Genomic DNA, 14,719 nt, shown 5'->3' with positions numbered 1-14,719 from the left:
ATTGTTTTATGATGTTTGCCCTAACCATAACAATTTTATTTTGAGCTGACTATAGCAGTACTTATTAGCCAGTCGCACTTATTAACGATAGCGAGTGGATAAATGAGAGATAGGTGTGGAACGAGCCATGCGTAGCACTAAAGATCGTATTCGTCATGCTGTAGGGTTTGAACTCATCGGTCTATTGATTTTTGCACCGCTGGCAAGTTGGGTATTTGGTTTTGAGCTGCATTCCATGGGCGTCGTAGCATTGACTGGCTCTATCGTCGCGACGGTATGGAATTATTTTTATAATATCTTATTTGATAACGCCCTGCTTAAACTACGTGGTGAGGTAAAAAAGACGGTTGCCATACGAGTACTACATGCTGCACTGTTTGAAGGTGGTTTGCTAGTGCTGTTTTTGCCAGCGATTGCTTGGTATTTGGACATCAGTTTGTGGGCAGCTTTTAAAATGGATATCGCTATGGCGACATTTTATTTAGTATATGCTTTTGTCTTTAATTGGGTTTACGACAGAGTGTTTCCTATTGTTGAAGCTGATTGATGCTTCAATCTAAAGCAATACGATAAATAAGACAGGTAACTGAGATGGCGATATATGTGGATTTTATGCAAATAGAATTTAAAGGCTATAAGTGGTGTCATCTATTAGCTGATACATTACAAGAATTGCATGATTTTGCAGCATTGATTGAATTAGATGCGCGCCTGTTTCATCGTAACGCCAGTTATCCGCATTATGATGTCACTGTGCAGATGCGAGAAACAGCGATTGAGTATGGTGCAATTCCTGCCGATCGAAGAAAAATTATCGAGTGTGCAAAGAAGCTAAAAGTAGAATTACATACACAAATAGCACAGTCCGATTGTTTGTAATAAATGCATAAACAAATAAAAAGGTGGGTTATGTTTTGGCTAACCCACCTTTTCTGTTTTTTTAGGTCGTGTTTTTTGAGTGTAGTATTACTTAGCAACCGCTGCTGTGCTGACCGCATTTAATGCTTTTGAGATATTATCAATGACGGTATCACAGCCTTCGATATTATGGCGGGTTTTGAGATATTCAGGATTGTTATAAGACAGCCATACTTTTTGATCAGCATCCTCGCTGATGAGGATTTTTTGTGGTAAATCAATGGCGACAGTCTGCTCACAGTTCATCAAGGGCGTACCGGCTTTAGGGTTGCCAAACATAATGACCTGGGTTGGTCGTAAGGTTAAATCGACACCTTGTGCATTTTTCTGATGATCGACGCGCGCAAATACTTTCATGCCTTTGCTTTCGATAACTGAGACCAGCTTATCGGCAGTATCTTGCACGGAATGATTGCTTTGCATGGTTACCAAGCCTTTTTCAGCATTGATAGCCGTTGTCGTGGTTTTTAGCGAAGAGGTGGGTGCATTTAGAACGTTTTCAACACTGGCACAAGCCGTCATGGCCAAAGCCAAAGCAGCGATAGAGACGATTTTAATCATGAGTCATCCTTTTTTATGGTGATTGGTTATCCGTAATAGTTGGCAACATCGAACATTCATTGTGCATCATAACCTTGTGTGTAATCAACCTATCCGTAATTAGCTTATCCGTAATTAGCTTATCCGTAATCAGCCTTGCATAGCAACTCAAATAATAGCGAGTACAACAACGAACATAACAACACGCATAACAACGCACACAATAAAAAGCATCATGACAAAGTGCGTTAACGGACTCTTAAGCCAAACGTTCTGCCAGATAGTCTACCAGCAACCTAATCTTTGGTGATAAATGACGATTGTGCGGATAAATAGCCCAAATACTTTCTTCTGGCTCTCGATAGTCATCCAATAAGCTTATCAGCTCCCCTGATTCTAAATACTTTTGCACGTAATAGTCAGGCAGCTGGACGACACCCAAACCTTTCAAAGCGGCATCGACTAGGCTATGCCCATTGTTATATTGGATGTTTCCAGAGACACGCAAGTTTTTTTCTTTGACACTGTTATTGGTTTTTTGATCGCTATCTATTTGGTCGGCATCTCTAAAGTACCAATAATCACGAGTACCCAGTAAGCAGTTATGATGACTCAAATCATTCAGAGAGTGAGGCGTGCCATATGTATCGAGATAAGAAGGCGCGGCACAGACAAAGTTAGTGCGATGGCTGAGCTTCTTTGCCATCATCGTTGAGTCGCTTAATTTACCGATGCGAATCGCTAAATCGTAACCACCATCAATCAAGTCAATCATTTGATTACTCAAAAACGCTGTTACTTCGATATTACTATACTGCACCATAAAATCATTGATCAGCGGTAATAATTGCTGCTCGCCATACGTCATAGGTGCCGTTAGTTTAATTCGACCTTGTGGCGTTGATTGAAAGCGACTGACCGCCTGTTCAGCAGCATCTAAGCCGTCTAATACACCACGGCAGTGTTGATAGAAAACACGTCCTTCTTCTGTGAGTGAGACTTTTCGTGTTGTACGATATAGCAGTTTAATATTAAGCCGTTTCTCTAATGCACTGATTTGTCGGCTGACTTGTGCGGTTGAGATACCTAGTTCTTTGGCGGCGCGCGTGAAGCTCTCGTATTCTGCAACATAAACAAACTCACTGACCCCATCCCAACGCATGATTATTACCAATATGTAAAAGTTATTTGCAAATATAGCATATTGTTATCATGCTAGAAATAACTATAATGAGAAGTATCCGCTTCGAAATGTTTCAGATATTGGCCCCAACAGGCTATGCCTAATAACGAACTAAAAAGAGAGACAGCTATGTCAGATCAATTTATCAAATCTAAAGCCGCCATCGCTTGGGGGCCAAATGAACCACTATCTATCGAAGAAGTAGATGTGATGCTGCCAAAGAAAGGCGAAGTATTGGTAAAAATCGTAGCAAGTGGTGTTTGTCATACCGATGCGTTTACGCTCTCTGGTGAAGACCCAGAAGGCGTATTCCCAGCGATTTTAGGTCATGAAGGTGGCGGTATCGTTGAGCAGATCGGTGAGGGCGTGACTAGCGTGCAAGTTGGTGACCATGTGATTCCTTTATATACAGCGGAATGTAAAGTCTGCAAAATGTGTACGTCGGGCAAAACCAACTTGTGCTCGGCGGTACGTGAAACCCAAGGTAAAGGCCTAATGCCAGATGGCACCACGCGTTTTTATAAAGATGGTAAGCCAATCTATCATTATATGGGCTGCTCAACCTTCTCTGAATATACGGTTTTGCCAGAAATTTCTTTGGCCAAGGTCAATAAAGAAGCACCGTTAGAGGAAGTTTGTTTGCTGGGTTGTGGTGTCACCACGGGTATGGGTGCGGTCATGAATACCGCAAAAGTCGAAGAGGGTGCGACCGTTGCTATCTTTGGTCTCGGCGGCATTGGTCTATCGGCAGTCATCGGTGCTGCGATGGCAAAAGCCAGTCGTATCATTGCAATTGATATTAATGAGAGCAAGTTTGAATTGGCCAAAAAATTAGGTGCGACTGACTGCATCAATCCGAAAGATTACGACAAGCCCATTCAGGAAGTCATCGTGGAATTAACCGATGGCGGTGTGGATTATTCATTTGAATGTATCGGTAATGTCGATATCATGCGTTCAGCACTTGAGTGCTGCCATAAAGGCTGGGGCGAGTCGGTCGTCATCGGTGTCGCAGGTGCAGGGCAAGAAATCTCTACCCGTCCGTTTCAACTTGTGACTGGGCGCGTCTGGCGTGGCTCAGCATTTGGCGGGGTAAAAGGTCGTTCAGAATTACCAGGCTACGTTGAACGTTATCTGGCAGGTGAGATCCCATTACAAGAGTTCATCACCCATACCATGCCATTGGAAGACATTAATGAGTCTTTTGACTTAATGCATAAGGGCGAGAGCATTCGTACCGTTATCCATTTTTAAACGATAGTCAGCCCTAAATAAAAAATACAAATACAACCACGCGATATCGGTTATATTTTTCTTGCTTGCTGTGCCTACGCAGACAGAGGCTACGCAAAATATAATCCGTATCGCTGTATTTTTTAATATTAAATCGCCTATAGTAATGATAAAAATACCACTTCTAAGATGGAAGCGGTATTTTTTTAGGCTAAAGCATAAAGCATAAAGCATAAAGCATAAAGCATAAAGCATAAAGCATAAAGCAAAAGGTCAAACAGTATGAAACCTCAGACAATAGAAACGGAACGTCTCTATCTTAGACAGTGGCAGGCGAGTGATTTACCTGTCTTTGCTGAAATGAATGCTGATCTTGACGTCATGAAGTATTTTCCCAAGCCACTGTCACCAAAATTGAGCGATGCCATAGCCAATAAATGTTCAAAGCTTATTGAAGATAAAGGCTGGGGATTTTGGGCCGTGAGCCTAAAAGAGACGAATGCCTTTATCGGTATGGTTGGCTTAAATGAAGCACATGTTGATATGCCTTTTGCACCTGCTGTAGAGATGGCTTGGCGACTACACAAAGATTATTGGGGAAAAGGTTATGCAACGGAGGCCGCAAGAGCTTCATTAACGTTTGCATTTGAAACGTTAATGCTTGATGAGGTCGTCGCGTTTACGGCTGTTATTAACAAGCACTCGCAATTAATCATGCAGCGCATTGGCATGACTGATACGCAAGAAAACTTTTATCATCCAATGCTTGAGTCTAACCATCCACTTGCTGAGCATGTGCTATATAAAATTACTCAGGAGCAGTGGCGGTAAAATTTTAATTATTGACGGTAATAGCTTTCTTGTTTAACAGCCTCTAGTTTTTAGCATCGAGTATGATTTTCTTAGCAAGCGTGACAAGATCTGAGGCCATAAAATTCGGTGTCGGTACATTGGACGCAGGTAACATAGCGTTATGAGGGCGTTTTAGAAATGCACCTTGGCAACCAGCCGCTTGAGCGCCTATCGTATCCCAAAGATGAGAAGCTACGAGGCATAAATCTGACGTCTCAACAGACATTTCCTTGGCGACCATTTGATAAGTCTCAGGTGCGGGTTTGAATTTTCCGACAGTTTCTACGCTGAATTGCTGCTCAAAGAACTGACTGATACCGGCTTTTTCGAGTGGTGAAGGAGAGGTGCTACTTGCTGAATTGGTCAATGTCGCCAGTCGAAACCCTGCATCACGTAGCTTGGTCAATGCAGGTATGACATCGGGATGGGCCGGCATTTTTCCCATGAGTGTTTTGAGTTCTGTGATATCGTCATCTGTCAGCGTGATTTTATGGATATCAGCAGTCATCTGTAAGGCGCCAACACCTAGCTCACCAAAAGGTGCATACAGCCCTGATAGCGTCATGGTTTGAGAGTAGAGTACCAGTTGAGCGAACCACTCTCTTAGCATGAGCTTGTCATCGAATAAGCGAGTGAATAAAGGGGTTAAGGTCTCAATATCTAGCAAGGTTTCATTGACATCAAATACAATAATTGGGTGGGTTGAGTTAACGGACATATAGACTCCTGTTGTTGAGAGCTAGCAGGTTATGACTGTTTCATAAGCCATAAATTTTATAAACCATAAATTTCATAAGTCATAGAGAGCCAACAAACCTAATAAAGCATGCTGACCAGTTAAGCGAAAGTATTGGATAATATCCCAAAACAGAATATTGATAGAAGACAGTATGACGAAGTAAGAGGTATGAATTGTTAATTCGCAGGGCATTAACGTTGATAATTGAAACATTAGAGTATGTTAAGTATCAGGCAAAAGTGACGTTGTAGCAGATTGATAGAGTAGTCTACGGTAACAACAGACCCTAGGGCCAGTTGCATGTATGATGTTAGATGGTTTAATGCTCTAGCTAAGAAATTTTAGCTAAGAAATCTTAATCCTGAAGTTTTTAACGCCCATACCAGTTCTACAAAAGCACGGCTGTTGGTTAGAGGTTCGCCATCGATGATGAGTACGTAGCCTGAACCATCAATCCATAAAAACACAAAACTGGTCTCAGGAATCAACATATCAACCTGCTGAAAAAACGAGATGGCTTGGCTTTCTACTGCCCAACCACGTTGTTTTTGACGTAGTATAAATCCTGAAAAGTCAGCCGCTGCGACACTCAACATATCGGCTTCTTCTTGGCTGTAGCCAATGCGTGCCAAACAGAATCCTTCATCAGAGCCGATGGCGGCACGGCGTTTCCCTGACAAGCTAGCAACCACGTAGGGTAAGAACTGATCTAGTGGTAGATTAGGTGCTGGTAAAAGCAAGGACAGTTTTTCAATCCAACCTTGCTCGATAAAGTTTTGCAACCATTCATCAGAGTAGCGTTCTAGCCATTCGGCTGCGAGCAGTGTCTGTGCATAAGACAGTAAGTCTTGTAATGATAACTGCTTATCAGTGGGTTCACTTTGAGAAAATGCCTCAAAAATACCGGCTGGAGTTAAAGTCAGATACGTTTTATCAGCATTTAAATAAGAAGACATAGCAGCTACCGTTATAATAAAGGTTATAAATAGGCAATAAATTAAGTTTTAATGTTTTGGGTTTGATCAAGGTTTTGTTGACAGTTATTCCAACGTTCATCAAACTGCCAGTCGCTTTTGCCTAAGCGAAACCATACTAAAGAGAAGGCAAGCCGATCATTGCGTGCGATACAGTGAGCAAAAAATTCGTTTTCGATCTGCTCAATTGTACCCCAGTCTTCATCATCACGTGCTTGCATCAGTTCAGTTGTGATGTCCTTAGATATTTCTTTGGCATCATCGCTACTGATACGTAGTCGTCGCTTTTGTTCATTGAGAGAAGGCGAAACCAACACGCTCCAACGGGTTGCGAGCATACTATTGCGTTGAATGTATCTTTTCTTATTGATACATTCGCGGAACCCTTGCTCAATATGAGGGTAAAGCCGACCTTTGACACGAATAAACAAGTTGTTTACATCATAAGGGATATCATACCAACAGCCATAAAAAAAGTCTGCAACGGCACCTTGTAAAGGCTCTTTTTCGTTCAATAATAGCGCAGCATTGATACGTTGTTCGTGAAAATGACGATTGTTGGGTGCCAAAAATACTTTACGTGAGTATAAACGAAATACTCGCCGAGCTTCCATCTCATTTTCTTTGATAAGATCTAAATCAGACATAATAGTGTCCTTGTAAGTCATAGTCGCTATTGTATGGCTCATATTATATAGCGACCATTAAGGTGCAATAGGCTATGACCTAAGCAAGCAAAACGATGCAATATGTCAATATCTCAATGAAAAACTAGTCAAGCAAGGTCTGCATTAAATCTATCATAAATTCAGCATCTTCCTCATCCATCGCTTCAAATCCATGAGGCATACCCAGTTCTGCTAATGCTTCTTTACCATCGTCGTCATTATGCAGATTGAGAATGGCATTCATAAAGATTTCGGTGTCAGGGAAATCCTCTTTAATAAGCAGTACATGACTGATATCAGCCAAATCACTTTCGATAAGTACTGATAGTTGAGTTTTGGTCAGACGAGAAAAGCTATGAAATATCTCTGCTAAAAAAAAGGCAGCCTGGGCCTCGCCTTTAATGACTTTTCGAGCTGCTGCTTGATAAGTTTCAGTGATATCCCAAGTCAGATCAGCTTCTTCTATATCAATGGCTTCTAATAAGCGTAGGCCAACTAGTTTAACATCACGGTTATCGGCCATTGCTACAGTAGCGCCAGTTTTTATGTCTTCTAAGCAGTTGATATCGCTCTTTGCTGCAGCGGCAATGACCATCTCATCAGATTTTCCGATAGGGCGGGCGACTGCACGGTAGCCTTGCTCACGAATCAATGTTGCTGCATCAAAAGGGTTGGCATAAATGATTTGAATGTTACCAGCAGTAATGACTTGCTCTTGCTCATCATGTGAGGATGGAATGTTCAAGTGCATATTTAAGTTAGCACGTTTTTGAATCAACGTATTGAACATGTGCCAGCCTGCGAAACGCTCAGGCGAAAAATCTGGGGCGATTAACATATTATGTGTCGTCATGACTCAATCTTCCTCATTTTTTTTCATTTCAGCATACAACGCTATCGCTGCTTCTATCTTGCTGCGTGATGGTTTGCGTCGTACTGATGTATAGCCTACTGTTTTGCCGTGACGAACATTCGGCACGACAGTAGCATAGACCCAGTAATGACTACCATCTTTGCACAAGTTTTTGACATAGCCATGCCACTTTTGTCCAGAGACTGCAGTACTCCACAAGTCTTTATAAGCAGCTTTTGGCATATCAGGATGGCGCAAAATGTAATGTTGTTGACCGATTAGTTCCTCAATAGTGTAACCGCTAATTTCAACAAAAGCATCATTGGTATGTGTCAGTATACCGTTCAAATCAGTACGCGATACAATCAGCTTGCCATCAGGATAAGGGCGTTCAATACCCGTGTCATAGACAGTGCGTGAGGTGCCATCATGGTAAGTTATAGTAATCTGCTTAGCAGGCATATCAGGCTTATGTGCATCAGGGATTGGAGAACCCATAGTAATCTCCTTTATGGATCGTTGTATTCATAATGATTAAAAAGCCAGCTTTATGTGGAACTTGTCGAGAATGTTATTTATAGTGAATAGAGTTTTAGCTTATTATTGACCCTAACACTTATTTAAGCACTGATCTTATAAAATAGTGTGTATTATCTTAAATAGTTTTTATGAGACAGTCACTCAGTTTTGATTTAAAGTAAGGTTTCTCGTTTAACAAACCTCTAAAATCGCTCATTAGATAAGTTTTGCAAGGGCTTCTGATGCACGCTTGATGTCTAAGAATATCAAACCAAGTTTCGCATTTGGTTTTGCCATAATCGTCAGTACCGCCTCATCTCCCGATGATGTCATAATAACGTAGCCTTGCTCGCCTTGAATCATAATACGATCGATACTACCACGCGCCAACTCACGGCCTGCACGATCGCCCAATGACAGCAAAGCTGCTGACATTGCACCAACACGGTCTTCGTCAATGCCTGTTGGTAGTGCTGAGGCAATCATAAGACCATCGTTAGAAATTAAGGCAGATGCTTCAACATCCGTTGATGAACTGTTTAGGTCTTCCAAAATTTGCTGGAATGAGTCTGTACGCATATCGCTTTCTCTATGATAGATTGTGGGATTGATAGAATAGCTATTGATAATGTTGAAAAAGACATAACTATATGTTGTATAGACGGGTGATTATAAACCCTTGTTGTTAACATTGATATATACTGCAACGGAAAAAAAGCCATTTTTCCATATTTTTTTACCGTTTGTTATATTTTATCGACCTTTTATCTTAAATTTATATACAAATAAAAACAAGTGTTTATTTTTTTGGTAAAAGCTAATACAAGTGCCTAGCATGCCAGTAAAATGTTACTGTCTTTAGTTGCGTTAAGATACTTGTAGGGTGTGTTCTTATTTGAAAATCAATGATAAAGCTGAATCATTTTTAAACGCTTTAAGCGACTATTGATTGAATTAAGGATATGCCTTAGCTATTGATCATAAACTTTCATGATGATGATATTTACTAGACTTATGTACCTAAAAAATGATATATAATTATGGAATAAAAATAGTTTTTATCTCTATATGTGTAATGTAGTCACATACATAATCAGTTTTTAATCCCCCTTGCTTCTATACATAACCTTGTATAGAAGCGATTTCAGTTTTATATCAGCGTTAAAAATTTCCTCGTCAGCCTTTATATGACGTGATGTTGATGTAAATAAGTACAATCACCATTTGATCCTAAGGAAGAAATATATGAGTATCAGTCAGGCCATCAAAAAAGTCGAAGCACGTTATGCGCATCAGCCAGAGTTCATTCAGGCAGTAAAAGAGGTGGCCATTACGATTCAGCCTTTATATGATGCTCATCCTGAATACAATACTTTGAAAGTATTTGAGCGTTTGGTGGAGCCTGATCGGGTATTTGGCTTTCGGATTAACTGGGAAGATGATAAAGGCAACGTGCAAGTCAATCGTGGTTGGCGTGTTCAGTTCTGTAATGCGTTAGGACCATACAAAGGCGGTCTTAGATTTCACCCTACGGTTAATCAGTCAGTACTGAAGTTTTTAGGTTTTGAGCAAATTTTTAAAAACGCTTTAACGGGCTTGCCGATTGGCGGTGGTAAAGGTGGCTCTGATTTTGATCCTAAAGGTAAAACGGATAGTGAAATCCGTCGTTTTTGCTATGCCTTTATGCGTGAGTTATATCACTATGTAAGTAAAGATATGGATGTGCCTGCTGGTGATATCGGTGTTGGTGGTCGAGAAGTCAGCTATATGTTTGCGATGTACAAAAATTTGACACGTGAGTCGACTGGTGTTCTTACTGGTAAAGGCGTGGGATTCGGTGGCAGTTTGATGCGCACAGAAGCGACTGGCTACGGTGCCGTTTATTTCTTAGAAAACATGCTTATCGCCCAAGGTGATAACATCAAAGGCAAAAAAGTACTTATCTCAGGCGCTGGAAATGTCTCACTCCACGCCGCTGAAAAAGTGAATGCGCTTGGCGGTATAGCTATCACGGTATCTGACTCACAAGGGACTTTGTACGATGAACAAGGTCTTAATCAAGAGAAAATTAATTGGCTCAAAAAACAAAAATATCAAAACAAACCATTAGCAGAGTATGTCGATGTCTATGGTGGCGAATGGCTTGCCAAACAAAAACCATGGCAGTTTGAGGCTGATATTGCGTTGCCATGTGCCACTCAAAACGAAGTGAGTGCAGAAGATGCTAAGCGATTGGTTGAAAATGGTGTAACGTATGTAGTTGAAGGTGCCAATATGCCGCTAACTGCGGAAGCGATTGATTATATTCGCTTGCATCGCGTCCATTATGCGCCTGGTAAAGCCGCAAATGCTGGTGGTGTCGCTGTGTCTGCGCTTGAGATGTCGCAAAACTCCGTCCGTCAATATCAAACCTTTGAGCAAGTCGATGAGCGTTTAAAAGGTATTATGAAAGATATTCATAATAGTGCGGCTAATGCCTCAGAGCAATATGGTCAAACTGACAATGGCTATATCGACTATATGGCGGGTGCTAATATGGTTGGCTTTAAACGTGTGGCTGATGCATTGGTGGCTTTTGGTATCTTAAACTAAGACTCTCTAGTCTATTGCTCCACGTAAGTGTTGAGAACATCCATACTGCATTTATCCTAAGACGATAAATGCAGTATTTTTTTATCGACACCATACGCCTGCTCATCGAACATAGATACTTGTATCAGTACTATATTTAGATTGGTTATTCAAACAGTGTGATTACACTTTGATACTTTTTCATCCTATAGCAAGTAGAAAATCTCGTTAACATAAGTGTATAGCTAATGGCATTAAACGCTATCGATAATGAAAAGAGATTATTTCATTGGGTTATAGCAGTACACTATAAAAATGGCTTATAAAAGTAAGTGATAAGTAAAGGAAATAAGTTAATGAATAAACTGTCTAAAAAAATACAATTGACCACTTTAGGTGCTGGCCTAGCATTCGCCCTAACTACAGGTGTCATGAGCACGACTGTAATGGCGGCTCAAACCAGTCTGTCTACTGAGGTAAAAGCAGCACAAGCGACCAAGATTGGTTTAAAGCAAGCGATTACTATCGCAACCGCACAGGCATCCGGTATGCTAATCGGGGCTGATTATGACGAAGATGATGATGATACAGAAAATGGCATATATGAAATAGAATTTAGCACGGCTAGCGATAGTTATGAAGTAGTAGTGGATGCAATGACGGGAGCAGTCATTGGGACTGAGACTGAGCGATTAGATCGCGACGATATTAACGACTACAACGTACAGCATCGTACGAAAGTAAATATTATGAGTGCGATAGGTATCGCTGAGAAAAAAATAGGCGGTATGACATTAGAAGTCGAGTTTGAAGCAGATCGCGACTATGATGCTCACCCTTTGTATTACAAAGTTGACTTGCTGAAAGGCGATGAGATCGTTGGTATCAATGTGGATGCCAATACAGGTGAGACGTTTGCCAACAAATATAAGCGCTAGAGCATGTCTTCAATTCACCCGATAGTCATCTACATGGGCTAAAAATAGCTAAATCTTGCCAAACATCGTCAAATAGCGGGTTAATATCGCGATATTATCTGCATTATTTTTCTTGTTTGACGGCAATTTATCTCATTTTTATCACCATTTTTGAAATAAAGACATGGCCTAGTAGAAATATCCAAACCAGATAAATTAAAAGCCACCAGATGAACATACTAGCTAGTGGCTTTTTTAATGGTGATAGGTAAAGGTAGAAAGGTTACACCGTCTTGCGCCACTTACCTTGAACCATAGTGCATTGGATAGGGTTTAGCCCCATCTGATAAGCCAAATCGGCAGGACGGGCAATATCCCATAGTGCCAAATCTGCATCACAGCTGACCTCTATTTTACCTTTATTAGATAGCCCCAATGCTTGTGCTGCGTGAACAGTAATTCCTGCCAAAACCTCTTCAGTGGTTAAGTAAAATAGCGTGCAGCCCATGTTCATCGTTAACAAAAGCGAGGTGAGCGGTGAAGTGCCAGGGTTACAGTCGGTAGAAAGCGCCATTGGCACCTGATGTTTGCGTAGCGCCTCAATCGGTGGCAATTTGGTGTCACGTAATGTATAAAACGCCCCAGGTAGTATCACAGCTACGGTATTGCTGGCAGCCATTTTTTTGATATCATCTTCTGATAAATGCTCTAGATGGTCGCTGGATAACCCTTGATACTCAGCAACCAAGGCACTACCACCTATGTCAGATAATTGCTCAGAGTGCAGTTTGACTGGTACATTTAATGAGCGTGCCACTTCAAAAACGCGTCTGATTTGCTCAGTATTAAAGGCGATGTTTTCACAGAAGCCATCGACCGCATCGATCAAACCCTCTGAATGCAAAATAGGTAGCCACTCGCACACTTGCTCGATGTATTCATCCGAGCGGTCCTGCATGTGAGACTTGTATTCAGGTGGTAGGGCATGTGCCGCTAAATACGTTGTGCTCACATGTATATTGTGTTTGTCACCAAGCTGGCGAGCAACCATGAGCATTTTGCGCTCAGTGTCTAAATCTAAGCCGTAGCCCGATTTGATTTCGATACTGGTCACGCCTTCTTTTATGAGTGCGAGTAGGCGCTTTTCACTTTGTGCAAACAACGACTCAACACTAGCGGCGCGGGTTGCACTAACGGTTGAGACAATGCCGCCACCTTGTGCAGCAATGTCTTGATAACTAGCGCCTTGCAAGCGCGCCTCGAACTCATTGCTGCGGTTGCCACCATAAACGATATGGGTATGGCAGTCGATAAATCCGGGGGTTACCCAGCCGCCATGAGCATTTTTGATTTGCTCTGCTGAGTAATGTGACAGGTGCTCTGCTATTTGTTTATTAGAGCCAATCCACGCAATTTTGTCATCAATAATACCGATGGCAGCATCTTCCAGTTGTCCATAAGGTACATGGTCACTGCTATTAAAACCGTAATGGGCAGAAAACGTGGCAAGATTGGCATTGATGATAATTTGATGAAACGATGCCATGGTGGCATCATCGAATATGGTTGCTGTCGTATTGTTGAAATCATTCATAATGTGCTCCTTATTGTTTGGACGCCAGTGGTGTCTATTGGTCGGGATGAGAGGGCAAAGCTAAGCTAAGCAATGAATTTAATCAACGAACCTAGACGATGAGCTTGGACAATAAACCTAGATGACTAGTAAATGCTGCTCTACCATAGTTGCCAGTAGTCGAGCAGCGACCTTGCAGCTGCGCCCATCAATATCAAAATTAGGATTAATCTCGGCAATGTCGGTCATTTTTACTTTGCCTGTAGCCATGATGGTTTTTACCATGCGCTCAACAAACCCAAGCTCAATACCGTAAGCTGCTGGGGCACTCACACCGGGCACAACACTGGCAGGCAAGCAATCCATATCAATGGTTAGATAAACCACATCAACCTGATTGATAAAGCTTATAACCTGATCGGCAAGTACCTGCCAAGGCTGCTGCTGACAGTCCTCGTCGCTAATGACTTGTACACCCAATTGTTCAGCGCGGTCAAACAGCGCTGCCGTGTTAGAGAACCGACTGACGCCAATACAGCAATAGTGAAAAGGCTGCTCATGTGCTGATAAATGCTCAGCAATTTGCCGAAAAGGTGTACCAGAGGTCGCCACATCCGACTGACGAATATCAAGATGCGCATCAAAATTAATAATGCCGATGGTCGGTGCGGTAGTGGTATCGTTTGTGTTTTTTAATGCCTGCCATAATCCTAAAAAGCTACCGTACGCAATGGCATGACCACCACCAAGTCCAATGGGCAAGCCGCCTTGTTTGACGATAGCGCTCACCTTATCCGCATATTCGAGCTGAGCTTGCTCAAGAGTGTGCGCAGCAAAGTCATCATCGTCATGACAATAGATATCGCCTGCATCACCTAGCAATGTTGCCAGTTGATTGTCATAGCGTGTCTGCAACGACGCAATCACTGGCAGCGTCGCAAACGCTCGGCGAATCAGCGGCGGGGCAGCTCGCGCACCCACGCGGCCTTGATTGCGCCTAACCCCTTGATCACATGCAAAGCCGATTAGCCCAATATTTTGATCCTCGTAAGGCTGGACGAGCTGATACCAGTAGCGGGCACGTGCCGTCTCAAATGGCTCTGCACGGCCAGTCCACAGCATCATGTCAGCCGCTGTGTGACTCACGGTTGTGCTAATTTTCGTAATGGCCATTGCTCA

At 42.1% G+C, this 14,719-nt stretch carries 16 protein-coding genes; 6 read left to right on the top strand and 10 right to left on the bottom strand.

What is annotated here, in order from left to right; genetic code table 11:
* Nucleotides 1-127: 127 nt before the first annotated feature.
* Together EI164_RS04920 and EI164_RS04915 are read left to right on the top strand one after the other, a co-directional pair.
* Complete coding sequence (locus EI164_RS04920) at nucleotides 128-547, top strand: PACE efflux transporter (protein WP_192518872.1); 420 nt, start codon at nucleotides 128-130, stop codon at nucleotides 545-547.
* 44 nt (nucleotides 548-591) lie between these two features.
* Nucleotides 592-879 (top strand): DUF4031 domain-containing protein, encoded by a 288-nt coding sequence (locus EI164_RS04915; RefSeq protein ID WP_192518871.1) that lies wholly within the window; start codon nucleotides 592-594, stop codon nucleotides 877-879.
* An 87-nt stretch (nucleotides 880-966) separates the two neighbouring features.
* Here the strand turns inward: EI164_RS04915 and EI164_RS04910 are convergent, their stop codons facing one another.
* Together EI164_RS04910 and EI164_RS04905 are read right to left on the bottom strand one after the other, a co-directional pair.
* Nucleotides 967-1,479: a DUF302 domain-containing protein gene (locus EI164_RS04910; RefSeq protein ID WP_192518870.1), complete on the bottom strand. Its 513-nt coding sequence runs from the start codon at nucleotides 1,477-1,479 to the stop codon at nucleotides 967-969.
* A 238-nt stretch (nucleotides 1,480-1,717) separates the two neighbouring features.
* Nucleotides 1,718-2,620, bottom strand: coding sequence for a LysR family transcriptional regulator (locus EI164_RS04905; protein WP_192518869.1), 903 nt, complete (start codon nucleotides 2,618-2,620; stop codon nucleotides 1,718-1,720).
* Nucleotides 2,621-2,770: 150 nt separating this feature from the next.
* Between EI164_RS04905 and EI164_RS04900 the strand changes: the two genes are divergently transcribed.
* Both EI164_RS04900 and EI164_RS04895 read left to right on the top strand, forming a co-directional pair.
* Nucleotides 2,771-3,895: an S-(hydroxymethyl)glutathione dehydrogenase/class III alcohol dehydrogenase gene (locus EI164_RS04900; protein WP_225739114.1), complete on the top strand. Its 1,125-nt coding sequence runs from the start codon at nucleotides 2,771-2,773 to the stop codon at nucleotides 3,893-3,895.
* Between the two features lie 261 nt (nucleotides 3,896-4,156).
* Complete coding sequence (locus EI164_RS04895; protein WP_192518868.1) at nucleotides 4,157-4,705, top strand: GNAT family N-acetyltransferase; 549 nt, start codon at nucleotides 4,157-4,159, stop codon at nucleotides 4,703-4,705.
* Between the two features lie 43 nt (nucleotides 4,706-4,748).
* Here the strand turns inward: EI164_RS04895 and EI164_RS04890 are convergent, their stop codons facing one another.
* The 6 genes from EI164_RS04890 to EI164_RS04865 form a co-directional block, all read right to left on the bottom strand.
* On the bottom strand, nucleotides 4,749-5,444 hold the full coding sequence (locus EI164_RS04890; RefSeq protein ID WP_192518867.1) for a haloacid dehalogenase type II: 696 nt from the start codon (nucleotides 5,442-5,444) through the stop codon (nucleotides 4,749-4,751).
* Between the two features lie 362 nt (nucleotides 5,445-5,806).
* Nucleotides 5,807-6,421 (bottom strand): hypothetical protein, encoded by a 615-nt coding sequence (locus EI164_RS04885; RefSeq protein ID WP_192518866.1) that lies wholly within the window; start codon nucleotides 6,419-6,421, stop codon nucleotides 5,807-5,809.
* A 41-nt stretch (nucleotides 6,422-6,462) separates the two neighbouring features.
* Nucleotides 6,463-7,086, bottom strand: a complete 624-nt coding sequence (locus EI164_RS04880; protein ID WP_192518865.1) for a hypothetical protein — start codon at nucleotides 7,084-7,086, stop codon at nucleotides 6,463-6,465.
* 124 nt (nucleotides 7,087-7,210) lie between these two features.
* Nucleotides 7,211-7,960, bottom strand: a complete 750-nt coding sequence (locus EI164_RS04875; protein ID WP_192518864.1) for a PhnD/SsuA/transferrin family substrate-binding protein — start codon at nucleotides 7,958-7,960, stop codon at nucleotides 7,211-7,213.
* Nucleotides 7,961-7,963: 3 nt separating this feature from the next.
* The gene (locus EI164_RS04870; protein WP_192518863.1) at nucleotides 7,964-8,458 is read right to left on the bottom strand and encodes a PAS domain-containing protein; all 495 of its coding nucleotides are present in this window, start codon (nucleotides 8,456-8,458) and stop codon (nucleotides 7,964-7,966) included.
* 237 nt (nucleotides 8,459-8,695) lie between these two features.
* Nucleotides 8,696-9,058 (bottom strand): roadblock/LC7 domain-containing protein, encoded by a 363-nt coding sequence (locus EI164_RS04865; RefSeq protein ID WP_192518862.1) that lies wholly within the window; start codon nucleotides 9,056-9,058, stop codon nucleotides 8,696-8,698.
* Between the two features lie 666 nt (nucleotides 9,059-9,724).
* On the opposite strand from EI164_RS04865, the gene gdhA reads away from it, so the two are divergent.
* Nucleotides 9,725-11,071: an NADP-specific glutamate dehydrogenase gene (gene gdhA / locus EI164_RS04860; protein WP_192518861.1), complete on the top strand. Its 1,347-nt coding sequence runs from the start codon at nucleotides 9,725-9,727 to the stop codon at nucleotides 11,069-11,071.
* Nucleotides 11,072-11,406: 335 nt separating this feature from the next.
* On the top strand, nucleotides 11,407-11,988 hold the full coding sequence (locus EI164_RS04855; protein WP_192518860.1) for a PepSY domain-containing protein: 582 nt from the start codon (nucleotides 11,407-11,409) through the stop codon (nucleotides 11,986-11,988).
* A gap of 262 nt (nucleotides 11,989-12,250) precedes the next feature.
* On the opposite strand, the gene hutI is transcribed toward EI164_RS04855, so the two are convergent.
* On the bottom strand, nucleotides 12,251-13,561 hold the full coding sequence (hutI, locus tag EI164_RS04850; protein ID WP_192518859.1) for an imidazolonepropionase: 1,311 nt from the start codon (nucleotides 13,559-13,561) through the stop codon (nucleotides 12,251-12,253).
* Nucleotides 13,562-13,678: 117 nt separating this feature from the next.
* Nucleotides 13,679-14,713, bottom strand: coding sequence for a formimidoylglutamase (hutG, locus tag EI164_RS04845; protein WP_192518858.1), 1,035 nt, complete (start codon nucleotides 14,711-14,713; stop codon nucleotides 13,679-13,681).
* Nucleotides 14,714-14,719 lie beyond the last annotated feature (6 nt).

Source organism: Psychrobacter sp. FME13 (assembly GCF_014861395.1).
Taxonomy (GTDB): domain Bacteria; phylum Pseudomonadota; class Gammaproteobacteria; order Pseudomonadales; family Moraxellaceae; genus Psychrobacter.
This window is presented reverse-complemented; position numbering and strand designations above follow the sequence as displayed.